Below are 22,329 nucleotides of genomic sequence, written 5' to 3'. Positions count from 1 at the left end.
CCCCTGCAACTACCGTCGGCCGTTGAGTGCGGCTGATGTCACCAATGCCCGATCCGCCGCTCCGTCGGTAACGGTCCCTCCTGCCATCAATCTGGCGAGGGCATATCGACCGCCCTTGTAGGCACCGCGCGCACCCACGATTCCGAAACGCCGGGCATTGAATAGCGCGAGGCTCGTCGAGGACTCGATCCGCGGGCCACCGCCGGCAATCGCTGCTGCAAGTCCAACGACCTCCTTCAGGAGGAGCGTCGTTGCAGCACACATGAAGAGGAACGGCATGACGGTGCTGAGGGTCGGCTCTCCCGCCTGCAGCGCGGTCACAGTATTGCCGAGCAGGCTCGTCATGAGGCCAAGCACCGTGTAGACGAGCACCGGCAGCAGGGCGTAGGTGGCAAGGGAACGGATCCAGCCATCGACCACGCCGGACGTGACGTTGAACAGCGCGCAGCACATCACGATCGGTCCGATGCCCAACAGAACGAACATGGTCATCTTTCCCATGATCAGGATCACGGCAGCTGTCACGCATAGGATCAGGGTGAACAGCAGAACGCCGCCGGCCAGAAGGTAGAGAAACCAGCCGAAGACCCCGCCTTGCGCGACCATGGACGACGCCCCCTGCATGCCGGCATGCCAGATGTCGGAAAGCCCCTGCCCGACCGAGGCGCCGCCCGTGCCGCAGCCCTCGCCGCCGGCGGCTTCGCAGACCACGGTGGCGATCGCGTCCGGCGCCTGCACCAACGGTGTCACGATCAGCGGCTGGTAGGTCGCCCAGGAAACAATCATGCTGTAGCAGAGGAAGGCGCGCCCGAACTTCCAGACGAATGCGCCCGCTGTCATCGGCGCCCGGCCGAACAGCATTTCGTAGCCCCACCAGACGACATAGACGGCCAGACCGGCCAGAAACAGCGGCCCCAGATGGTTGGCGAGCGCCTGATACATATTCTGGACCGCCGACGTGCCCATGGCATCGACTTTTCCGAGCAGCACATTGAAGATGTCGTTCATGACCTTCTCCTCAGAAGACGCTGACGCCGTTTTGCCGGATGAGCGGACCGCAGGGCGTCGGGGCGGCATAGGCTGACGAGAACGACACGCGCGCCGCCTCTTCCGAAGCGCAAGGGGCTTTCAGCTCCTTGTGACCGGCGCACCCGGACGCGGTCAGCAGCAGAAGGCTGAGCAGGATGATCGAAAGGAAGCGCCGCATCCTGCACCTACTCCCCCGTCAGGCTGACCCTGCTGGGGTCGTAGGCCATGAACTCAGCCGTGGCGGCCTGGGCTGCCAGCTCCTGCATCTGCTGGGCGTTGAGTGCTGCATTGCCGGCATTGACCGCGCCGACCAGTTCGTTGACCGTCTGTGCGGTCTGCGTCTGGAGCTGCGAGTTCTGATCGATCGATCCCTTGATATCGGGCGCCGTGCCGATCTGTCCTTCCACAGTCTGAAACGCCTGCGAGCGCTGTTGTGTGCTCGCTTGCAGGCCGGAGATCGTCGCGGTCAGCGCCGTCGCCGTGTTGACCAGCGCCTGGTAGGACTTGTCGCCGCGGGTCAGTTTCGCTTTGTCCGTCTGGCCGGACAGGGTCTTGACCAGATTGAGCCCGTTCAGGATCTTTGTCGCGGCATTGCCGTAGGCGCCGAGCCGGCCCCAGGCCATCTGTCCAGCCATCAACGAGGAGAAGTCCGGCGCGGCGCCCATGGAGAAGCCACCGCCGAGTGCTGCGCCGGCGATCTCGGCCGTCGAGCGGCTTCCGGTGACGGCGGCGAGCGTCCTGTTGACCGTCTGCAGGATCTGACCGTTGCTGTTCATGATCTCGGCTGTGTGCTCGGCCGTCTGCTTCGCCTGCGACAGCGTCGCAGTGTCGATCACGGGAACCTGGGCGCGCGCCGATGCTGCACATAGAAAGACCGCCATGGGAAAGAAAATGATCGTGGCGGTTCGCACCTCTCGTGCTTCCATCATCTTATTGTCCCTTGTGTTTTCCTGGCCCTGTGAAAGTCGTCTGCGACGGATCATAGGCCCCTGTTTTTGCTGTCGCGCTCGCCGCTGCGGTAACGTCGAGAAGGCGCTGATTGCGCAGCTGGACAGTGGTCGAAACGGCCTGAATGGCCTGATTCCAGATCTGCGCCTCGCTCAGGCGCGCGATGCCGTTCTGTTCGAAAGCGCCCTTCAGCGTATTGGCCCCTCCGACGGTCTCCGTCTGGGTCGAGAGCGATGACGAATTGGCGGCGACCGCTGCGGCGACAGACGCAAGCGCGCTGATCGCCTGACCGGCATTTTTTGCCTTGATCGCCTGAACGGTGTTGGCGATTCCCATCAGCACGGCAAAATCATCTCCACCGATCGTCGAGCCGGACAGGGCCGCGCCGAAAACATTCTGGCCGGACACTCCCGGCATGCGCGCCGCGTCGTTGTTGCCGGTCATGCTGGCGCGGATGTCGCGTGTCGGTGCGACGGTCGACTGTTTGAAGGTTCTCGCGCGGCGCATGCAGATGGCGGTGTTCGTCTCGCTGACCGTCCTTTTCGCATCGTTGACGGGAACTTGCGCGGACCCTATCGCAGGGGCGAACGCGCAAAGCGTCGTTACGAGACCGACGGAAAGAAGGCGCCGGGTCATTCGTCCCTCCAACCGCAAAAGTGAGGGAGCCATGCTTCCGGCGCATCGCCGAACCTGGCGCGCAGCCGCTCGCATTCGGCGACGGTCTCGGTACGACCCGACAGGACCTTGATGAATTCCGGCAGGGCGGAAAGATCGAGCTTCGCGATCACGCTGTCATGATCGTGCTTGATGAGGAACTGGCGGCTGGTGGACGATGTCGACTTGACCCAGTCAAACTCGGTTTCCGACAGCCCGAACGCTCCGATATAGCTCTCGCGATCCGCCTTCGGGTTGGGAAAGAAGAGCGTGGTCGGGCTCTGCTCCAGCAGGGTGTGGGAGATTTTCGCCGTGGTGATATCACGTGGCGATTGCGTTCCGAGCCCGACGATCCCGTTTTTCTTGCGGATCGTCTTCAACTGGTCGTTCAGAAACGCGGCGGCCTTCTCGTCGCCTAGCAGTTTCCAGCCCTCATCGATGAAGAGCATCATCGGCCTGATACCGTCGAGCATGCCGCCGATCCGGTAGAAGATGTAGCCGAGCGCCGCGGTGCGGATATCGGAATCGTCAAGGATCGCGGTCAGATCGAAACCGAAGATGCCGCGTTCCCCATCCCACGCGTCGATCGGATTGTTGAACAGCCAGCCATGGGTGTCGCACCAGACCTCGAAACGCGAGGCGAGATCGTCCCGACCGGCAGCTTCCGCACCGCGCAGCAGATGGACCACATCGTGAAACCGTCGCTCGGCGCGGGGAACGCCGAAAATGTGCTCCACCGCCATGGTCAGGATTCTATCCTGCTCGGCCGAGTGCTTGTCGCCGTCGTTGCGCGGTCGCACAAGGAAGCTCAGGAGATCATAGAGGAACGTCCGGCTTTCCGGCGTATCCTCGATCTGCAGGGGATTGAAGCCGGTCGGTACGCCGGGCTTGAGGACCTCGTATTGCCCGCCGCAGGCCCGAATGAAGATCTCCCCGCCGCGGTCCTTGTCGAACAGCGCACATCGTGGCTGTGGGCTGGTGCGCATCGCCTGAGACAGCAGGAAGAGCAGTCCGACCGTCTTGCCCGACCCCGTCGGGCCGGTCACGATGAAATTGCCGACGTCCCCTTTGTGGAAGTTGAAGAAATAGGGTGTCATCGACGTGGTCTGGAGGAGCGCGATCGCCGGACCCCAGCGATTGCCCGTCGGGCGGCCAAGCGCAAAATTATGACCGGAGGCCATGCCGCAGAAGTTTCTGGAGGAAATCAGCGCGCGCCGGGCGATGTAGCTGAAATTTCCCGGAAGCTGGGCCCAGAAGACCGGTTCGGCATTGAGGTCCTCCCGCACCACGACGAGGCCCGCATTCTGGAGCTCCTTCGTGACCGCCTGGGAGCAGGCTTCGGTCTCGCGGATACTGTCGCCGAGCGCCATGACCGAGAGATGGTGGTAACCCATGACGGCGCGGCCACTCACCAACTCGTCCTTCGCGGTGGCGATCGCACTCTCCAGGCTGGTGCCGCGTTCGTCGGAAACGCTGATCTGGCGCTCGATCAGGTCCATCTCGGCAAGCACCGGGGCACGGTCCTGGAGCGCGAAACTCTGCGTGAGTACAAACTCCCCGGCAACCTTGAGGAGGCCATCGGCCATGCCTGCGGCTGTAAAAGAGGGGTATTCGCGGACGGACAGCATGGCGGCAAAGCGTGTGTCTGTCTTGCCGTTGCCGCGCATTTCCAGGAGGCGGCGGCCGAAGGTGATGCGCCGGGTGGGCAGATATTCGTTGAGCGGCATGCGCGGCAGCAACATCCTGACTGGCATGACGCCGTTCAAAAGCCGGGCCAGGAACTCGAGCGGTTCGGAGACGGCATGTCCGTCGCGCATCTCGGCCTTCAGCAAACGGGCGCCGTAGCCCTCCATCCCCTTGACGATGTTGGCGACATGATCGCGCAGCTCTTGGCGCGCTTCGAGATCGAGCGATCGGTCCGACACGCCGCTGGCCTTGCGAAACCGCGAGAGCACGCTATCCGCCAGCCCCACCTTCCCCTGAAACCCGCGCCGGATGACGGTCAGAAAGAGCTCGTTCGAATACATTCTGGTCTGCGAAAGGACTTCCATATAACGCTCGTCGAGCTTCTTACAGAAATCGAGAGAAAACGACCCATTGATCGCCGGCGGGATGCGCCGGCGTATGATGTGCGAATAGACGGCGAAGCGGCTGTCTGAGAGCGCCCGGAGCAAGGTGTTGCGGTTGGCGGCCTCAGCATCGATAACCGCCTGATCGGCAGTCTGATGGCAAAACCCATCGAGCTGCACGACCGAGACCAGCATGCCGTCACGGGTCCGAAGGGTCGCCTCATCGACATGGCGAAGATAAGGGACATGGTGGGAAACCGGCTTTTCCCGCCCGATTTCCGAGCCAAATTTGAGATCTTTGCGAACGACATGCTGCATTCTTTCAATCCTCAGGCGCGGTAGGAGTTGCCGCCCCAGAAATGCCGGTTCCTGACCCAGGGGCATTTGGCGAAACGCAGCCGCACCACGTCGGCCATGTGTGGATCGCGCACCGTCATGACGTAGGCCGCGGCATGCAGCGGCAGGAACAGGAGAAAGGTGGCGAGTTGCTTGGTGTTGAGGAAGGTCATGACGACGACCATCAACTCCCCGACAAACAGGCCGATCGGAATACCCCACATCATCCGCGGACGGGTGAGCGCCACGACAAGCGGCGCGACCTGCGGCTTGTCCTGTTCAGCCATCAGCCGCCGAGCCCCGACTGCATGGATGCGACCAGCTGAGATCCGCCGAAGATGAAAGCGATGCCGACGATGATCGAGAAGCACCAGGACCACGGGATGCGCGAGGTGAGCGCGAGATAGCCGACGGCAGCACAGGCGATCGTGGCGGCTGTGGTCGCGAACGTCCCCGTCATGAAATTGAGCAGCGTGGTGAAGACCGACTGGATCGGCTGGAACACATCGCCGGCAGCAAACGCCAGATCGGTCTGGCCGACCAGAATGACAGCGAGCGCCAAGCCATGAACGGCGACCTGGCGGCTGCGGCTGGAAACGGTGATCTTCTTGATGCAATGAGAGATTTTCATTCAGATACTCCTGTTTACTCAACATACAGAACCGATCCCCCGATCCAGGCGCGGTTGGAGGATCTCGGGGTTTTGGGATTGATCGGGAGAGGCCTGTGCCCGACGGAGCCGGTCACCAGAAGATCGACGCCTGTCGCCGCGGTCATTGGCGCAGTCACGGGTGTCGCCACCCGCTGCGACCGTTGAAGCGCGTTGTCGAAGCCGAAATAGGCATTCGCCACGAGCGCGACATAGTTCACGGTCTCGGCAATCGCCGGCACGCCACGAGCCCGAAGGACCCTGTCTTCGCCCGCATTGTAGGCCGCAACGATCAGGAAGATGTTGCCGCCGAAACGGACGCTCAGGTCCTTCAGATAGCTCACACCTGCGCGCACGCTCTGCTCCGCATCGCAGGTATCGGCAACGCCGTAATGCGCGGCAGTCCCCGGCATCAGTTGCATGACCCCGCGCGCACCGGCAGGCGAGTTGACCCGCTGGCCGAAACCGGATTCCTGCCCGGCCACCGCCAGCGCGAGCTTTACGTCGACGCCTTGTCGCTGACTTTCCTGGCGGACGAGGTCCTGCACCGCTTCCACAGTCATAGCCGCGTCCACGCAGGTCGATGGCTGACCCGCTTGTCCTGTTTCGGCCGCCCAGAGGGGAATCACATCCATCGATATTGCCATCCAAGCGAAGATAAGAGGCCGTGCAATCATGGTTCACCTGCACTTGAAAAACCTATATACGATATTAGGATGCGTGATCAATGGTTAAAGATGCTTTTCGGGAATCGCAATCGTGTTGAGGTTAAAGCTCCCCCTGCTCGCCGCCGCAGCGCTCCTTGCGGCATCATTCCCCATCGCCTCGGCAAAAGCCCAGGACGCGGACTGGGGATGTCAGGTGCTGCTTTGCGCAGCCTCCTCGGCTCCCTCCTGGCATCAGATCCCCTATTGTGTGCCGCCGATGACGAAGCTCATCGCAGCCATGGCGCGACCGCATTTTTCCTGGCCTATTTGCCCTGGCGCCGGGACGGGAGCCCCCGGATTTGAGCGCTATGAGGCTTGTCCGACAGGCTTCAAGGTCGACTACAGTTCAAAGGGAGGCGACAATAATTGGAACCGCGAGCCCGACCTTTGCATGAAGAAGGTCAATCGCTGCGGTCAGGGGTTCAATTATGACCACAACAGCTGCATGGAAACGATCACGCGGCCTCGGCCACTCAGGGCTCAGCCCTTTTATTTCGACATCCCCCAGCAGTCGGGCAAGCCTAAGAGATTTTGGTTCGACTTGAACGAGTAGACGGTCTATAATATCGTATATAAGATTTTATCGGGGCTTTTGCATGAAACATTCTCCGATCACTGTTTGCGAACCGCCCCGCCCGCGCGATCCCGTGGGAGAGGCCGTCTTCGCCTCGTTCCTGGGGATCACATTCGGCTGCTTCATTCTCTACCCCGGGCGGAGCTGGATGTGCCAGGCCGCTAGGGATGTGATCCAGAACCCGGTTGCGGCACCTCTCTATACCCTCCTCGCTTGCGCGATTTGGCTGTGCGCCGGCGGCGTCCTTCTTTGGGCGGTGCGGCGGTCGCTGCTGGTCGTGTGGAGAGTGGCAAGGGCAATTGCCTATTTTGTCGAAGATGTCGCTTATCTCATCGCTGCCCGCTTTGAGCGGGTGCGCGAGGCGATCGGCAGTATTGGAGGCCGCCGATGACCCTTCGCCGCAGCGCGATCGTGATGGCGGTCGTCTTGGCCGCCGCTCTCCCGCGCCTGTCGACTGGTCAGGACGGCTATCGTTTCGAGCTGAAGCTGACCACGCCGGATGCCCGCCACGATCCCGATGGCGTCTGGTCGGATGACGATCTCGCCTTCATTCGCCAGTTGGGGCAAAGCCCTTCGATCTATACGGCCCGCATGACCACGCCGGCAGGCGAATGGCTGCTGTCGCAAACCAATGGCGACTGCAATATGCAGGGGATGTGTACGACACTTCTTCTGCTGCGCAAAGCGGGAACCACGCCCGTCGAGATGGCCAATCCACAGCTCCCCCTCGGTGGTTCAGCAACGTTGTCGCTGAACTATAAGAAGCTCTTCACGCGCGAGCTCGACCAGAACGGAAACCTGTTCGACGGCGCCTATGATGTGGCGCCGATCCAATGACCGTGTTTAGTCTCGCACCCATCCTGTCCCATGTGCGACCCAACCGCCGGGATCTCGGCGCGAACGTCGGTCTTGCCTTGGGACTCGTGGCCTCTCTCGCCCTTGCGGGAGAGTCTGCCGTCAGCCTCATCGCAGCCGGCATGCCGGCGGACTGCGCGGAATATGCCGCGAACGTGACAAGCAGCGAAGGCTCGTTCAGAAGCGTCTCGCCAGTTGTGAACGGCGTTCGCTGCTATGGGGCATTCCAGTTTTGCGACAGCGGCACGCTGCAACACTACTGGTTGGGAACAAAAGAGGGATTTCTTGCCGATCCTTCCGCACAGGTTGCCGCCTGGCGCCAGTATCAGCAGGATGAATGGAGCAAGGTCAATCGACTTGGGATGACAAGCCTGATCGGACAGCAGGTCTGTTACAAGGGAACCTGTGCTGTCATATCCCAATCCAGCATTCTGAAAGCCTGTCAGTTCGGATGCGGAAAGGGTGGCAAGCTCTACAATCTCATGCAGTCGGCGCTTGATTGCAGCGCCGCCGGCACCCGCGACGGCGCGGGTACGAGCGTCTGCTCCTATCTGATCTCAGGCGCAGGATACAGCGTGGCCTGTATCACCGGCTCAAACGACGGGATCGACTGCCTGCCCGTCACACCGAGGGGCGGCTGACTCCGTGCGTGGCTATCAATCCAGGGCCAGTGCGGTCGTCGCGGCGATATGGCTCTTCAGTATGCCCGCAAGCATTGAGGCGCAGACACCCCCGGCTGCCGGGACCGCGCCGCAGACGGTCGTCTTGTCGGGCGACAGTTGGCAGCAGGGAGAAAAGGTCTTCAGGCTGTACGGTGTTCAATCCTGTCTTCGCGGCTCGGTCTACATGGACCAAACTGGCGAGCGGAAAGACTGCGGCGCGGTGGCCGCGGCCATGCTCGCAGCATTCCTGCGGGACACCCGACCGCGATGCAGATCGGTCGCACAGATCAGGACAGCATCGACATCGCCGACGGTGCTGGTTGCTTGCTCCGCATCCATCGCCACCCAAGAGCTCGATCTCGGATCGATGATGATTGGTCAAGGCTTCGCCTTCGCCGCACTGACCGACTTGGGACAGCCGGTCTACGCGTCCTATCTGGCACAGGAAATCCTCGCGCAGGAGGCTCAAAAAGGCCTTTGGGCGTTCGAGGGGTTTCAGCGTCCCGATTTCCGGAAGCTTGGACTGAAGTGAGATGGCTTACTTCAGCCGTGACGCCATATCTCGAGCGCTAATATCGAGAAACGACACGACCCTCGCCTCCAGGGGCGATAAAGTCTCCATTTATCAACGTTTAGACATAGCTTCGTGATCGTTTGACCATTAGAAGAATGATCGGAAACGGCCACGATATTGGAACGCTATGGCGCAAGGTACCCGATCCTCCGACCAACGCAGGAAATGGTGGAACGACAGTCTCGGTGAGAACCTGGTGGACTCGCGGACCATTCTACCCCGTGAGGGCCACAGTCGCATCAAGGTTCTGGCGGACCAACTTGGCGAACGGGTCCCTATTCTTCTCGGAAAGTTCGTCATGGCTAGCCTATCCATGTTCGATCTTGGCAGGAATGAGTTCCCTGCAATCGAAGGAGGAGACGGGGAAGCCCAGATGCCTGCAAGGGCCCAGCAGGTGATCCTTGACGAGGATGTCTTCCAGATTTGCGCCGCGATCACAGCGTCCCGTTTCCCTGAGGACACCGGATCCACGCGCATGCGCCAATGCGCGATGATGATACTGATCGCCAGTGAGACGGCTGCGGGCCGCAAGCCGACCATGGCCGGTCTTGCTCGGATGACGGGTAGTCCAACCTCTCCCATCATTGTACTCGCGACCTCACTCGAGGAGCGCGGCTTGTTGACCAGAATCCGGATGGCGGGTGTCAGCAATGGAAAATCCGGCAAGGTCCTCCAGATTCGACCCGATGCCCTACAGGCGATCAACGACGCGCATCTGGCCCAGACCGGCTCACCAATTGTCCGGATTGATGAGCAATCTACCACACCGACAGATGAGCCTTCTGCTCCGAAGACAGACGTCTAAAATTTGTCCGTCATCGCAACCGTGAAGATGGACACTTCATATCCAAATGTTGTAGCGCACATGCCCGGCTCTGGTGGGGCCCGAGGCTCAAGGTCGTCGACAGATTTGACGATCCCGGAAATCGAGTGGCCTTTCGCAAACTCTGAAGCCGCCCATTCCGCAAAACTATGAAATCCGTGGCTCAGCGCGAACTGATCCAGAGCAAAACCCCGCCCGGCAAAGGTCGTCAGGCCCCGATACGGGACGTCGGCCGCCAGGCTGGTAACATATTCAATCACTCGTCATCTCCTGTCAGGCCTTCGCTCTTCGAAGACACCGAGGGGATGCAGACCGCAAGTTCCATTGCGAATGCCTTGCGCTGCATGCCCCTCATTATGCCGGAAGGCGTTATGCGACGCGCAGCGCTGGCAAGTCATCACGCAGCTCGGCATTCTCGCGGGTAGGTTGCGTCGCTGCAATGTTTTGTAAGAGCGTTTCACTGATTTCGAACAGGCCAGCATAGGTCATGACCCGACCGATGCGCGTTGGCGTGCCAATGACTTCCGCCGGGCAGGCCGATGCCTTGAAAATCCGCGCCATGCGAGCGTCGTAGACGGAAACGATGTGGCTCAGACCAGCCCGCAGTCCGACCTCGACCAGCCCACACAGAAGCTCGGTCGTCACCCGGTGGATACGCCCCTCTCCCAGTCGGGCCGCATCCGGCTCGACGCAAAACCGCGAGCTTTCCCAGATGATGGGACTTTCCACCACCAGATCATCGGGCAGGAGGACTGGGAAAACGTCGCGCAGCATGTTGGGCCCTGTTGTCGGCAACAGCCTGACACTGCCCTCCAGGCGACCGGTCACGTCATTGACCGACAGAATATAGAGTGGGTCCGCGGCGTCAAACACGTCGATCTCCTTGCCATCTTCGACGTGAACGTCCCATTGAAGCCGGTCCTTGAACACGCGTGCCCTGAGCGCAAACATATCTTCGACGAGCAAGGAGAAGGAGAGTCTGTTATGAGTTTCAACGATATGCAGCATATCTGTTTACCCTTGGTTGTAGTAAATTGCTACAAAACAAGGAATATTAGCGTGATCGAACGCAGGAAACCCGGTCGATCTCCCGGGTTTAATGCGCAATCGTAAATAGGTTATAGGTGATGGCTTTTGCAACCGCATGCGTCGTATTCGACGCATCGAGCTTAACCCTTGCCGTTTCGAGGTAGCACGCGACGGTTTTGGCCGAGATTCCCATGATTTGTGCGGTCGACCAGTTGCACTTTCCAGCCGCTCGCCACTTGAGGCATTCCAACTCACGCGGCGCGAGCTTTGGCACAGGCCTTTCGACCCCGCGAGCCCTCAGAATGCGCTGATGCAGATGAAACGCGAGCATCTGAAAATCCCGTTCGAAGCGCCTTTGGGAGCCGCTCCAGTCGACAAGGTTCTGGTCACTGGTGATGGTGAACAAGGCACGATCACCGCTTCGTCCGCGGATCGGTATGGTCAGGCCGCGCTTGCCAACCCCAAATTCCGCCGCTTCCCCGAAGAAGCGCTTCAGCCTGGGGCTTCGCGCGTCGTAGGCGCTCCACACAATCGGCAGCATGCTCGAAAATCCCTCACGAATGACCGGATCGATATCGACAAACTTTTGGATTCTGTAGTGAGCGACCCATTCGGACGAATAGGTCACCGCGAGATACGGTTCGCCTTGTTCCTGTTCCGAAACGTTTACACCGAAATAGGCTGCCGAGTTCAGGCCATAGAGAGAGCAAACAGTCCGCAACAAGTCCGGCACGGATTCCGGCGATGCGGTTTCGTCATCGAGGATGTCAACGACACGGTAAAAGGCATCTTCCAAATCGGGCATTTAATCAATCCTGAATTCACCAATGCCGCAAACATACTACCACTGACTGAATTTGCATCCGTGCGAACGACAAAATCTATCTTTGCAGTTGTCGCACCAAGACGGGCGACGGTTATTTTCAGACGTCGTGAAATTAAGGGTCCTGAGGCGAGCTACCTTTTTCCAGAAGAGACAAGGCCGGTAAGTGTGGCAGCTTTTTCCGGATAACTCGAGCGACCGTGCTGCCTCGGCTTCTGCTCCCGAATCTGAGTCTGGATGCCCTGCTGGGCATTGATCCGGCGATCGGGCAAACACGCTTCCACTGGCTGCGTTCAGCACTCGACACACCGGGAACGGGAAACCTGTTTCAATTGACAGTGCGTATCACATTCCTACGTTCGCTCGGGATCAATCCGTGGTTGCAGGTTCACATTCCGTTAGACGCTGGAAGCAAATAGTCCGCAAGGGGTGCTGGCTTATTCGCGCAAGACCAGGTGTGACCCACTTACAGGTCTGAACCGCTGCAAGGTACAGATAGCAAGACAGCGCCACCAGATCATTCCGACGGTAGAGGTTGCGTGAACGCAAAATGTCTCGACCTGGTCTCGCAAACCGAAATTCTTGATTTCATGATCACGCTTTAACAATTCAAGCCAACCGCCAATACAACTTGGCCAGCGCCGAACCATCCAACATCCTGGAGGTCTGGAGCATTCGCGAGTTGCGACACCCAGGTCTCAGATCATCGGCATACTGGCAAAGGCCAACAAGGATGACACTGGCGGCTAGCGCTTTCACCTCAACTTAGCACGATACCGCCGTCGACATTGAGCGTCTGTCCGGTGATGAAAGCGGCATCATCGGACGCCAGGAAGGCGACGGCGCCGACCACGTCTTCGGGATCGCCGATGCGGCGCAGCGCGGTCTTTTCCTGCCAGGCCTTGCGGATTGCGGGATCGTCGAGATTGACCCGGCCCATATCCGTGAGGATGATACCGGGGCAGACACAATTGGCCGTGATGCCATCCACGCCTACCTCCTGCGCCAGCACGCGGGTAAAGCCCATGACCGCCGCTTTGGAGGCCGAGTAATGCGCCTGCTCCGGTGCGCCATGCTTGCCGCCGATGGAGGCGATGTTGACGATGCGGCCATATTTGCGCGCCTTCATGCCGGCAAGGGCCGCCTGCACGACGAGGAACGTCCCCTTGGCGTTCACGTCCATGACGCTGTCCCAGAAGTCTTCCTTCAGCCCTGCCACATTGCCCGAGATCAGAATGCCGGCATTGTTGACGATGACGTCGATATGGCCGAATGCGCTTTCGACCGTTTCCACCATGGCGACCACATCGCTCTTGCTGCTCACGTCGGCAAAGACCGGTAAAGCCCGCTGTCCTAGCGCCTCGATCTCGGCCGCGACCTCCTCAAGCGCCGCACGCTGGCGGACGATATCGTTGACGGCAACATCATAGCCGCGCCGCGCGAGGCCGACGGCGATGGCGCGACCGATACCGCGGCTGGCGCCGGTGACGAGTGCGGTTCGATGGATATTCGACATAGGGGAAACTCCTCAGATCAGAGAGCGGTATAGCCGCCATCGACAGACAACACGGCGCCCGTGACAAAGCTGGCGGCAGGCGAAGCAAGGAAGAGAACGGCATCGGCGATTTCGCGCGGCTCGCCGAGGCGGCGCATCGGCGTCGCAGCCATCCAGGCGGAAAACCATGCCGTGTTGCTGCGGCCGCTCAACGTCAGTTCGGTGGCGATATAGCCCGGCGCAACCGCGTTGACCCGTACGCCTGCCTCTGCCCATTCGACCGCCAGCGACTTGGTCAGCAGGTTGGCGCCCGCCTTGGCCGCATTATAGGCAGCCTGCGGCTGCGGCTGCACGACGATCTCCCCGCACATGGAGGAGATATTGACGATGGCGCCGCGCCCGGCCTGCACCATGGCGCGGCCAAAGATCTGCGCGCAGGTGAAGACGCCGGTGAGATCGATATCGATCACGGCCTGCCAATCCTCGAACGTCATCTCGGCAGCAGGCGCATTGCGCACGATACCGGCATTGTTGACCAGCACGTCAAGCGCGCCAAACCGGGCGTGGAGCTCTGCGGCTGCCGCTGTCACACCTGCCCGGTCGGTGACATCGAGCAACAGACCGGTGGCCCGCCCGCCCGTCTTGCGGATGGCCGCCGCGGCGCGTTCGGCCTCGTTTACGTCGCGGTCCGCCAGAATGACGGTGCTGCCTGCGTCGGCGAGCCGCTCCGCAATGGCGCGACCGATGCCGCGCGCCGCGCCGGTGACGAGCGCGATCTTGCCATCGAGACGAAATGAATCGCTCATGCCGGGCTCCGTCCTGCGCTCGCCACCGCCTTCAGCGCCGGGTAGAGCGCGAGATAGCGTTGATAGATTTCATCATAGAGCGCAACCTCTCGCTGGCGCGGCTCGATGCGGCGGCCAGGCTTGACCATGGCTGCGATGCCCTCATCGATCGATGGGAAATGGCCCGCGCCATGAGCGGCCAGAACGGCGGCGCCCACCGAGGGCGCATCGCGCGAGGCGGGAACCGAGACCGGCAGGCCGGCAGTGTCCGCATGGATCTGCAGCCAGAGTTCCGATGCGCCGGCGCCTCCGCCCACGGTGATCTCCGTGCCGCGATAGCCGGCCGACGCCATGGCATCGAGAATGGCGCGCGTGCCGAAGCCGATCCCCTCCATCACAGCGCGGAAAATATGATGCGGCTCATGCGCAAGCGTCAGCCCGACAATCGCACCGCGCGACAGCGGGTCGGTATAAGGTGTGCGGTTACCCTGGAAGTGATCCTGCACCAGAAGCCCGTCGCAGCCCGGATCGAGCGCGGCCGCCTTGCGGTTCATCTCCGCCAGATCCATCGTACCGTTCATCAGCCGGCCGAGCCAAGCGATGATCGAGCCGGTAGAGGTCTGCCCGCCCTCGACGATGTAGCGATCGGGATAGACGCAATCGCGATAGGTGCCCCAGATACCGGGAGCATGGACCGGCTGTTCCGTCACGCCGAACTGCAGATGCGACGATCCGGTGATGAGCGCGAGTTGCCCCGGCTTGGCAACGCCAAGCCCGATCATGCCGATCAGCGCATCGGCGCCGCCCTGTACCACCTTGACGGCCGAGGGAAGACCGAGTTCCTCAGCCGCTTTTGCCGAAAGCGTTCCAATGACACCGCCGGGCGGCACGATCCGCTCGGGCCACTTCCGCAAGAGCGCCGACAGGCCGAGCGCGTCGACCAAGCTCGTTGGCCAGCCGCCACGATCGGTCTGGTAGTGCCAGCGCAAGGTCACGTTGTTGAGGCTTGCCGCGCGCTCGCCGGTCAGCCGCAGTGTCATGAAATCCTGATACTCGCAGATGGTCGCTGCCTTCTCGAAGATCTCCGGTTCGTTGCGCGCGATCCATAGCGCCTTGGGGATCATCCATTCGGCCGAAACAGGACCCCGCCCCCCGCCATTGGCGATCAACGCGCCATCGCCGGTCGCCAGCACGGCGTCAGCCTCGCAGTTGGCCCGAACATCCATCCAGATGATCGCGGGTCGCAGCGCCCTGCCGTCGCCATCCAGCGCCACCACGGTGCAGCTGGTGGTTGCCAGGCAGATCGCGTCGACATTTTGCGGATCCACCCGCGCTTCGGCAATTGCCCCCCGGGCGGCAGAGACGAAGGCGCGCCACCAATCCTCGGGGTCCTGCTCGGCTCTGGCGCCAGCGGAAAACCTGGTCTCATAGGCCACGGCGACACTGCCGAGGCAATGTCCGTCCAGATCGTAGACGCGCGCGCGAAGGCTCTCCGTGCCGCCATCGGCCGTCAAAAAATAGCCCATCTCTCTCTCCTCCTGCACCCGTCTCTCCTCCCGGGCGCCCGCATGCCATGAGGCCAGAGCGTATCAAGCGATCAGGCACCCCTGACACGTTCTATGCCTTGGTTTTCATCCCATTGCCCGACACCGACGCGATCATGCTTCGGCTGGGAAATGCTCATGAGCATCGGATTGTCCGATGATCTGAAACCGTTATCCGGTTCGATGCTCTAACGGAGCGCCCGCAGGATCTCCAACGCTTTCGCGCCATACATCACCGAGGGACCGCCGCCCATCTCGACGGCCACATCCAGCACCTCGACCAGATCGGCCTCCTCGGCGCCATGCCTGATGGCGGCCTCGACATGGTAGAGAATGCAGTCCTCGCATCCCTTCGAGACGGCGAGCGCCACCGCAACGAGCTCCTTCTGCGCCGCCGTCATGCGGCCGGGCACCGTGGCGGCCTTGCTAACCCTGGAAAAGCCGGCGAAGAGATCGGGGCTGGCCTTCGCCAGCAGGCCGATGCGCGCCTGCGCTTCCTTCAGCCTTTCGCGTGCATCGCTCATTGGTCGGCTCCCTGCGACAGGAGGATCTCCAGAACCTCCCTGGTTTGATCCCAGTGCGGCATGTGCCCGGCGCGGGCGAGGAGATGGATGGCCACGCGCGGGGGCAGCGCCGCCACCTGGCTCCAGGGGATGATGCGATCCTCAAGCCCGAAGAGCACCCGGATCGCAAGCCGCGCCGGCAGCGCCTGCAACAGACCGATTATATCAATCCGCTGGCCAAGCGGGCCCGCCAGATTGCCGGCAAGCGACGTCAGCCGCCCGGCCGACAAAGTAGTGGTCAGCTTGGCCAGAGCGCTCTCCGACGGGCCGTTGCCCTGGACGGAGAGCCGCCGCAGGAGGTGCGCCACTTCGCCGGGATGTCGCGCGCCGGCCATCCCATCGACAAAACCGGTGTCGATCTCGCGTCCCAAACCTGCCGGGGCAATCAGGGTCAGCGCGCGCACGCGGTCGGGCGCGGCCTTTGCCAGAGTGACAGCCGCCACGGCGCCGAGGGAGTGTGCCAGAACCGAGACCTGATCCACGCCCAGGCGGGCCAGAAATTCCACGAGGTCGCTCCCCAGCCCAAAGGGATCGCTCTCCTTGATCTCGGTTAGCCCGTGGGCCGGCAGATCGGGGATGATCACCCTTCGACCGGCGCGCTTCAATCCCGCTGCGATGGTTGCCCAGGTCGTGTGATCGCCGGCAAAGCCATGCAGAAGCAGCAAGGGCACGCCCTGCCCTGCAGCGCTGTCAAGATAGGCCATGCGCCCGCGTGTCAGCGCCGCCATGGAGACTTCATCGGCCAGCGAACTCGCTGCCTGCAAGGTCGGCTCCGCCCGGCCCTGTGGAGCGAAGGCGAGAACATCGTCTCTTTCGATCCGGCCGCGCCGTCCCGTGCCCTTCAGCTGGGCGAGGTCGATTCCGCGCGCGCGGGCAAGCCGCCGGGCAAGCGGGGTGGCGCGCAGGCGGGTGGATTGCGCTGGCCCTTGCTGTGCCTGCCGCACCTGTCCCGCAGGCTCATCGCTTGTCATAGGCGCTAAAGCCTCCGCCGCCGCTGTCTCGGGCTGGCTTTCGGATGGAGCGAGGATGCGCGCAATCGGTGCGCCGACGGCCACGGTTTCGTCCTCGCCCTTGAGAAGGGTCAGGATCCTGCCGGCGAACAGGGCCGGAAATTCCGCAATGGTCTTGTCGGTCTCGATCTCGAGAATGGCTTCACCCCGCTCGAAGCTGTCGCCTTCGGCCTTCAGCCATTTGGCGATCCGACGCTCCTCCATGGTCTCGCCGAGGCGCGGCATTGTCAGATCGGTCTCGGCAAGGCCGGTCTCCTGAACGGCTGGCACGGAGGGCGTGCCGGCGTCCGACGCCGGTTCACTGTCCCCCTCATCCGCCGTCCAGTCCGGCCCCGTGCCGATCTCGATGCTAGCGATGGGGTGACCGACCTCGACGGTCTCGTCCAGTCCGACCAGAATTTCGTTGAGACGGCCATCGCCGAGGGCGGGAAATTCGGCAATGGTCTTATCGGTCTCGATTTCGAGAATCGGGTCGCCGCGGGAAAAGGCCTCGCCGGGCTTCACCAGCCAGCCGACGATCTTGCCCTCCTCCATCGTCTCACCGAGACGCGGCATCTTGAGAAAGCGCTGGTTGATCATGCCGTCAGCCTCTCCGCCACCTCGGCGATGATGCGGGCGGAGGGCACGCTGCCGGATTCCAGCTCCTGCGAGACGGAAATCGGAATATCCTCGCCGGCGACACGGATGACGGGCTGCTCGAGGAAATCGAAGCACTCCTCCGAGATGCGCGCGCAAAGCTCCGCCGCCACGCCTGAGGTCATCACGCCTTCGCTGACGACCATCGCTTTGCCGACGCGCTCGACATGGGTGCGGATCGTGTCGAAGTCGAGGGGGTTGAGCGTGCGCAGATCGATGACCGTGGCTTCGATCCCCTTCCTGGCCAGAGCCTCTGCGGCCTCCAGCGCATAGAGAACCTGACGGGAATAGGTGACGATCACCAGGTCGTCGCCCTGCCGGCGGACGGCGGCCTTGCCCCAGGGGAGCGGATCGGCCGACAAATCGACCTCTTCCTTGCGGGTATAAAGGGCCTTGTGCTCGATGAAGACCACCGGATCCGGCTTGGTCAGGCTCTGGCGCAGGAGGTGGTAGGCATCGGCGACCGTGGCAGGCATGGCGAGCCGCAAGCCCGGCGTGTGCATGATCCAGGCCTCCAGGCTCTGGCTGTGCTGTGCGCCGGCGGAGCGCCCGGTGCCTCCTTGCGTGCGCAGCACCATGGGCACGCCGATCTGCCCGCCGAACATGTAGCGGATCTTGGCCGCCTGGTTGGCGAGCTGGTCCATGGTCATGCCAAGGAAGTCGATATACATCAGCTCGGCCACGGGCCTGAGGCCCGTCATCGCCGCGCCGACGGCGGCGCCGATGATCGCCGGTTCGGAAATCGGCGTGTCGATCAGCCGCTCCGGGCCATGCACCTTGATCAGATCCTTGGTCACCCCGTAGGCGCCGCCATAGCGACCGACTTCCTCACCGATCACCACAATGGACTTGTCCTCGGTCATCGCGTCATCAAGCGCCTGGCGCAGCGCGTCTCGATAGGTCATGGCAGGCATTAGGCGTCTTCCCTGGCTAGAACACGGTCGATGCGGGCGCGCACGGGCTCGGGCTCCGGCTCGCCCACGGCATAGACATCGCGAAACATGGAGGAGAGGGCCGGCGCCCGGGATTCCACCGCGAAGTCGATGGTGGCGTCCATTTCCGCGGCGATCTCGCGGTCGAGCGCATCCAGCGCCGCAGCACTTTCCAGCCCGCTTTCGATCAGCTTGGCGCGGGCGAAGAGCACCGGATCCTTCTTGCGGCCTTCCAGCTCCTCCACCTCGGCCCTGTAGGGGCTCTTGTCCATGCGCGCATGGCCGAAGAAGCGGTAGACCTCGACCGAGAGGAAGCCCGGCTTGCCGGCGCGCGCATCGTCGATCAGCCAGCGGGCGGCGTCGCGCACCTCCTCGACATCGAGCCCGTTGACCACGGCGCCGTTCAGCCCGAAGGCGCGGGCGCGCTCGTCGAAGGCAGTGTTGCGCGTGGCCTGGTCGATGCGCGTGCCCATGCCATACTGGTTGTTGACGCAGACGAAGAGAACCGGAAGGCTCCAGAGGGCCGCCATGTTCATGCTCTCGTAAAGGATGCCCTGCTGCATGGCGCCATCGCCGAAAAAGGCGATCGAAACGGAGTCCTGCTTCAGATATTTGCTGGAGAGCCCGGCACCGACGACAGCGGGGATGCCGCCGCCGACAATGGCATTGGCGCCGAGATGGCCGAGCGCCATGTCGGCAATGTGCATGGAGCCGCCCTTGCCATGGCAATAGCCGGTTTCCTTGCCGCCGATCTCGGCCATCATCCGCCTGGGGTCGGCGCCGCGTGCCAGAAAGATGCCATGGCCGCGATGATGGGTGGTGAAGGTATCCTGCGGCTTCATCACGTCGCAGACGCCGGCAGCGCTGGACTCTTCGCCGATCGACAGATGCAGCATCGAGCCGGCGGACTGGCCGCGCACGAAAAGCTCGCCGACGCGTTCCTCGAAGGTGCGGATGCGCCGCATGGTGCGGTAAAGCTCCGCGAGATGGCTGTTGGCAGTGAGGGTCATGAGGGACTCCCGGATGGGTCTGGGGGATGCGTCACAGAAGCTTCAGCTTCGTCGTCCTGGAGACGATGGCGACGGCCACGAGGATGATCAGGCCCTTCACGATGCTCTGGACGTAAGTGTCCATGCCCACGAGGTTGAGCCCGTTGTTGATGACGCCGATGAAGAGCGCGCCGAAGAAGGTGCCGGTAACGGTGGCCGTGCCCGGGCGGATCATGGTCATGCCGATGAAGACGGTCGCCAGGCCATCGAGCAAATAGCGCTCGCCGGCATTGGGCTGGCCGGAGCCCAGCCGGGCGGCCAGAAGCGCGCCGGCCATGGCGGCAAAGAGGCTGCAGACGACGAGCGCGGCCGAGCGATAGAAGCGGCCGTTGACACCCGACAGCTCGGCGGCCTTCAGATTGCCGCCCACGGCATAGATGTAGCGGCCGAAGATGGTGCGCTCCATCAGGAACCAGGCAACCAGCACGAAGAGCAGCATGGCATAGGCCAGAACGGGAATGCCGAGGATCTGCCCCTGGCCGAGAAAGAGGAAACTATCGGGCAGGCCGCCATAGATCGCCCGGCCGCCGGTGCTCATGAAATTGATCCCGTAGAGGATCGAGCCCGTGGCCAGCGTGGCGATCAGCGAGGGAATGCCGACGAGCGTGACCAGCATCGAATTGATGGCTCCCACCGCAAAGCCCGCAGCCACCGCGCCCAGGAGCGCGAGCGGCAGAGGCACGCCGGAGATGAGCATCAGCGGCACCAGAATGCCGCTGAGCCCGACCGTGTAGCCGACCGAAAGATCCATCTCGCGTGCGGCGAAGCCAAAGGTCAGCCCTGCGCCGACGATCGTCAGCATCGAAATCTGCTGGACGATGTTCAGCAGGTTGGAGGCCGTCAGAAAGCGATCGACCGTCAGCGCGAAGCCTGCAAAGAGGAGGAAAAGCGCCAGCAGCGTGCTGTATTTGAGAAGCCACTGGTCGCGGCTCTTGCGGGATGAGGCCTCCTGGGCCTCGACGAGGGGACGCGCCTGCGCGGTCATTGGGGATCTCCTGCCATGGCTGCGATGAAACGCGATTCGGAAAATTCGGCTCGGCTCAGGGCGGGCGCCGCTTGGCCCTGGACGAAGGGCACGACACGGTCGGCGATGTCGGCCACCTCCATGAGGTCGCTGGAGGCCACGATGATGGCAGCGCCTTCGGCGGCCAGCCGCCGGATGTGGCGGTGGATCTCCCGCTTGGCGCCGATATCGACACCCTCCGTCGGCTCGACAAAGATCATCAGCCGGTAGCGCTCGGGCGCGCCATAGAGCCATTTGCCGATCGAGACCTTCTGCTTGTTGCCGCCGCTCAGATCCTGAATGCGCTGCTCCGGCGAATGCGCTTTGACATTGAAGAGCGCCATAGCCGTCCGCGCGGCCTTCTCCTCCAGACCCATGGAGAGCACGCCGGCACGGGCGCCGGCCTGCGGGTGGACCATGGCGAGGTTCTCGCGCACGCTCCATTCCCCGATCAGTGAATTCTCCATGCGATGATCGGGAATAAAGGCCACGCCGCGCGCCTTCATGCCGCGCGCATCGGGCCGGGCAAGCGGCTGGCCGGCAAAAACCGTCCTGCCGGAGAGGAAGCCTTCGCCCGTGTAAAGCGAGCGCGCGAAGCCGAAATGGCCGGCTCCGGTCAAGCCGATCAGGCCGACGATTTCCCCCGCGCGGATCGCGAAGCGCTCCACGCGCACGCCGCCGACATGCCAGTCGGCAATGTCCATCACCGTTTCGCCGGTTGCGCGGGCGCTCTCAGCATCTTCGGCAATGGCCGTCGTCGGCTTGCCGGCGCGCTGAAGCATGAAATCGACAAGCTGTGCTTCGCTCACCTCATCAGCCGGCAGCGTCGTCACATGCCGGCCGTCGCGCAGGACGGTGATGCGGTCGCTCAGCGCCTTGACCTCGGAGAGAAAGTGGCTGACGAGCACGACGCCGACGCCGCGCGGCGGCAGCGAGCGGATGATGCGCCAGAGGTTTTCCTTCTCGCGCGCCGGCAGTGTCGCCGTCGGTTCGTCGAGGATGAGCAGGCGGATTTCGCCGCGCAGCGCGCGCACGATTTCGATCACCTTCTGGTCGGCCACCGGCAGCGTAGCGACAGCGGCATCAAGGTCGATCGAGACCTGCGGAAACCAGCGCGCAAGAAGCTCCGTCGCCCGCCGCTTCAGCGCGCGCGTGTCGATGATGCCGAGGCCGAGGCGCGGCTCGTCGCCCAGCAGGATGTTCTGGGCGGCTGTGAGGCCGGGTACCAGGCTGCCTTCCTGCGAGACATGCGCAATGCCCTTGGCCAGCGCATCGCCGGCGCTGGCCAGCGCGGTTTCCACCCCGGCGATCGCGATGGTGCCCGAGGTCGGCTGCTTGCTGCCACCGAGAATGCTGACGAGGGTGGTCTTGCCGGCGCCGTTTTCGCCGATCAGCCCGTGCACCTCGGAAAAGAGAAAGTCGACATCGACATGGTCGAGCGCTCGCGTGCCCGGATATTGCATGACGATATCCGATAGTCTGACGGTCATGGCGTGCCTCCCCGCATGCTGTCCGGTCAAAGACCGCGCGTCACGTCGCGCGGCGGAACGGCCGGCCCGCATCAAGGGGCCGGCCGGCGG

The 22,329-nt window shown here is 62.6% G+C and carries 25 protein-coding genes and 1 pseudogene; 7 read left to right on the top strand and 19 right to left on the bottom strand.

Going from position 1 to position 22,329, the window contains the following annotated elements:
- Positions 1-9: 9 nt before the first annotated feature.
- From BJF92_RS09560 to BJF92_RS09525, 7 genes are all read right to left on the bottom strand, one after another.
- A complete protein-coding gene (locus BJF92_RS09560) occupies positions 10-1,008 on the bottom strand; it encodes a TrbL/VirB6 family protein (RefSeq protein WP_245294708.1) in 999 nt (332 codons plus the stop codon).
- Between the two features lie 206 nt (positions 1,009-1,214).
- A complete protein-coding gene (locus BJF92_RS09550; RefSeq protein WP_245294707.1) occupies positions 1,215-1,958 on the bottom strand; it encodes a type IV secretion system protein in 744 nt (247 codons plus the stop codon).
- A 1-nt stretch (position 1,959) separates the two neighbouring features.
- Positions 1,960-2,688 carry a hypothetical protein gene (locus BJF92_RS09545; RefSeq protein WP_245294706.1) on the bottom strand — a complete coding sequence of 243 codons (729 nt, stop codon included), beginning with the start codon at positions 2,686-2,688 and terminating at the stop codon, positions 1,960-1,962.
- Positions 2,610-5,018: a VirB4 family type IV secretion/conjugal transfer ATPase gene (locus BJF92_RS09540; RefSeq protein ID WP_075634526.1), complete on the bottom strand. Its 2,409-nt coding sequence runs from the start codon at positions 5,016-5,018 to the stop codon at positions 2,610-2,612. Before BJF92_RS09540 ends, BJF92_RS09545 begins: the two co-directional genes overlap by 79 nt.
- A gap of 11 nt (positions 5,019-5,029) precedes the next feature.
- Positions 5,030-5,323, bottom strand: coding sequence for a VirB3 family type IV secretion system protein (locus BJF92_RS09535; protein WP_075634525.1), 294 nt, complete (start codon positions 5,321-5,323; stop codon positions 5,030-5,032).
- Positions 5,323-5,667 carry a TrbC/VirB2 family protein gene (locus BJF92_RS09530; protein ID WP_075634524.1) on the bottom strand — a complete coding sequence of 115 codons (345 nt, stop codon included), beginning with the start codon at positions 5,665-5,667 and terminating at the stop codon, positions 5,323-5,325. The genes BJF92_RS09535 and BJF92_RS09530 overlap by 1 nt, the downstream gene beginning before the upstream one ends.
- A gap of 14 nt (positions 5,668-5,681) precedes the next feature.
- Entirely contained in the window at positions 5,682-6,320 is a 639-nt protein-coding gene (locus BJF92_RS09525; RefSeq protein WP_245294705.1) for a lytic transglycosylase domain-containing protein, read from the bottom strand.
- 124 nt (positions 6,321-6,444) lie between these two features.
- Here BJF92_RS09525 and BJF92_RS09520 point away from each other — a divergent pair, with 124 nt between their 5' ends.
- The 6 genes from BJF92_RS09520 to BJF92_RS09495 all read left to right on the top strand — a co-directional run bounded on the left by BJF92_RS09520 (position 6,445) and on the right by BJF92_RS09495 (position 9,862).
- On the top strand, positions 6,445-6,945 hold the full coding sequence (locus tag BJF92_RS09520; protein ID WP_342585784.1) for a hypothetical protein: 501 nt from the start codon (positions 6,445-6,447) through the stop codon (positions 6,943-6,945).
- 43 nt (positions 6,946-6,988) lie between these two features.
- Positions 6,989-7,357, top strand: a complete 369-nt coding sequence (locus tag BJF92_RS09515; protein ID WP_143523985.1) for a hypothetical protein — start codon at positions 6,989-6,991, stop codon at positions 7,355-7,357.
- Positions 7,354-7,803 (top strand): hypothetical protein, encoded by a 450-nt coding sequence (locus BJF92_RS09510; protein WP_075634521.1) that lies wholly within the window; start codon positions 7,354-7,356, stop codon positions 7,801-7,803. The genes BJF92_RS09515 and BJF92_RS09510 overlap by 4 nt, the downstream gene beginning before the upstream one ends.
- Positions 7,800-8,462 (top strand): acyltransferase, encoded by a 663-nt coding sequence (locus tag BJF92_RS09505; RefSeq protein WP_075634520.1) that lies wholly within the window; start codon positions 7,800-7,802, stop codon positions 8,460-8,462. The genes BJF92_RS09510 and BJF92_RS09505 overlap by 4 nt, the downstream gene beginning before the upstream one ends.
- Positions 8,463-8,466: 4 nt before the next feature.
- Positions 8,467-9,015, top strand: a complete 549-nt coding sequence (locus BJF92_RS09500) for a thermonuclease family protein (RefSeq protein WP_075634519.1) — start codon at positions 8,467-8,469, stop codon at positions 9,013-9,015.
- Positions 9,016-9,370: 355 nt separating this feature from the next.
- A complete protein-coding gene (locus BJF92_RS09495; protein ID WP_143523984.1) occupies positions 9,371-9,862 on the top strand; it encodes a hypothetical protein in 492 nt (163 codons plus the stop codon).
- On the opposite strand, the gene BJF92_RS09490 is transcribed toward BJF92_RS09495, so the two are convergent.
- From BJF92_RS09490 to BJF92_RS09480, 3 genes are all read right to left on the bottom strand, one after another.
- Complete coding sequence (locus BJF92_RS09490) at positions 9,859-10,140, bottom strand: hypothetical protein (RefSeq protein ID WP_075634517.1); 282 nt, start codon at positions 10,138-10,140, stop codon at positions 9,859-9,861. The two genes, BJF92_RS09495 and BJF92_RS09490, sit on opposite strands and share 4 nt — an antisense overlap.
- Positions 10,141-10,249: 109 nt before the next feature.
- Complete coding sequence (locus tag BJF92_RS09485; RefSeq protein ID WP_075634516.1) at positions 10,250-10,888, bottom strand: acyl-homoserine-lactone synthase; 639 nt, start codon at positions 10,886-10,888, stop codon at positions 10,250-10,252.
- Positions 10,889-10,976: 88 nt separating this feature from the next.
- Complete coding sequence (locus BJF92_RS09480) at positions 10,977-11,714, bottom strand: helix-turn-helix transcriptional regulator (RefSeq protein WP_075634515.1); 738 nt, start codon at positions 11,712-11,714, stop codon at positions 10,977-10,979.
- A gap of 248 nt (positions 11,715-11,962) precedes the next feature.
- Between BJF92_RS09480 and BJF92_RS26465 the strand changes: the two are divergent.
- A pseudogene (locus BJF92_RS26465) lies at positions 11,963-12,162 on the top strand (hypothetical protein); the annotation flags it as partial.
- A gap of 330 nt (positions 12,163-12,492) precedes the next feature.
- On the opposite strand, the gene BJF92_RS09470 reads toward BJF92_RS26465, so the two are convergent.
- From BJF92_RS09470 to BJF92_RS09430, 9 genes are all read right to left on the bottom strand, one after another.
- Positions 12,493-13,248 carry an SDR family NAD(P)-dependent oxidoreductase gene (locus BJF92_RS09470; protein WP_078057953.1) on the bottom strand — a complete coding sequence of 252 codons (756 nt, stop codon included), beginning with the start codon at positions 13,246-13,248 and terminating at the stop codon, positions 12,493-12,495.
- Between the two features lie 17 nt (positions 13,249-13,265).
- Entirely contained in the window at positions 13,266-14,033 is a 768-nt protein-coding gene (locus BJF92_RS09465) for an SDR family NAD(P)-dependent oxidoreductase (protein ID WP_075634513.1), read from the bottom strand.
- Complete coding sequence (locus BJF92_RS09460; protein ID WP_075634512.1) at positions 14,030-15,538, bottom strand: FGGY-family carbohydrate kinase; 1,509 nt, start codon at positions 15,536-15,538, stop codon at positions 14,030-14,032. The genes BJF92_RS09465 and BJF92_RS09460 overlap by 4 nt, the downstream gene beginning before the upstream one ends.
- 206 nt (positions 15,539-15,744) lie before the next feature.
- Positions 15,745-16,080 carry a carboxymuconolactone decarboxylase family protein gene (locus tag BJF92_RS09455; protein WP_075634511.1) on the bottom strand — a complete coding sequence of 112 codons (336 nt, stop codon included), beginning with the start codon at positions 16,078-16,080 and terminating at the stop codon, positions 15,745-15,747.
- On the bottom strand, positions 16,077-17,708 hold the full coding sequence (locus BJF92_RS09450; RefSeq protein ID WP_143523983.1) for an acetoin dehydrogenase dihydrolipoyllysine-residue acetyltransferase subunit: 1,632 nt from the start codon (positions 17,706-17,708) through the stop codon (positions 16,077-16,079). The genes BJF92_RS09455 and BJF92_RS09450 overlap by 4 nt, the downstream gene beginning before the upstream one ends.
- Positions 17,705-18,679, bottom strand: a complete 975-nt coding sequence (locus BJF92_RS09445; RefSeq protein ID WP_075634510.1) for an alpha-ketoacid dehydrogenase subunit beta — start codon at positions 18,677-18,679, stop codon at positions 17,705-17,707. The genes BJF92_RS09450 and BJF92_RS09445 overlap by 4 nt, the downstream gene beginning before the upstream one ends.
- Entirely contained in the window at positions 18,679-19,707 is a 1,029-nt protein-coding gene (locus tag BJF92_RS09440) for a thiamine pyrophosphate-dependent dehydrogenase E1 component subunit alpha (RefSeq protein WP_075634509.1), read from the bottom strand. Before BJF92_RS09440 ends, BJF92_RS09445 begins: the two co-directional genes overlap by 1 nt.
- Positions 19,708-19,738: 31 nt before the next feature.
- On the bottom strand, positions 19,739-20,731 hold the full coding sequence (locus BJF92_RS09435; RefSeq protein ID WP_075634508.1) for an ABC transporter permease: 993 nt from the start codon (positions 20,729-20,731) through the stop codon (positions 19,739-19,741).
- On the bottom strand, positions 20,728-22,239 hold the full coding sequence (locus BJF92_RS09430) for a sugar ABC transporter ATP-binding protein (protein WP_075634507.1): 1,512 nt from the start codon (positions 22,237-22,239) through the stop codon (positions 20,728-20,730). Before BJF92_RS09430 ends, BJF92_RS09435 begins: the two co-directional genes overlap by 4 nt.
- Between the last annotated feature and the right edge of the window lie 90 nt (positions 22,240-22,329).

The organism is Xaviernesmea rhizosphaerae, assembly GCF_001938945.1.
GTDB classification, from domain to species: Bacteria; Pseudomonadota; Alphaproteobacteria; order Rhizobiales; family Rhizobiaceae; genus Xaviernesmea; species Xaviernesmea rhizosphaerae.
Note: the sequence above shows the minus strand (reverse complement) of the source record. Positions and strands in the feature narration are given on the sequence as shown.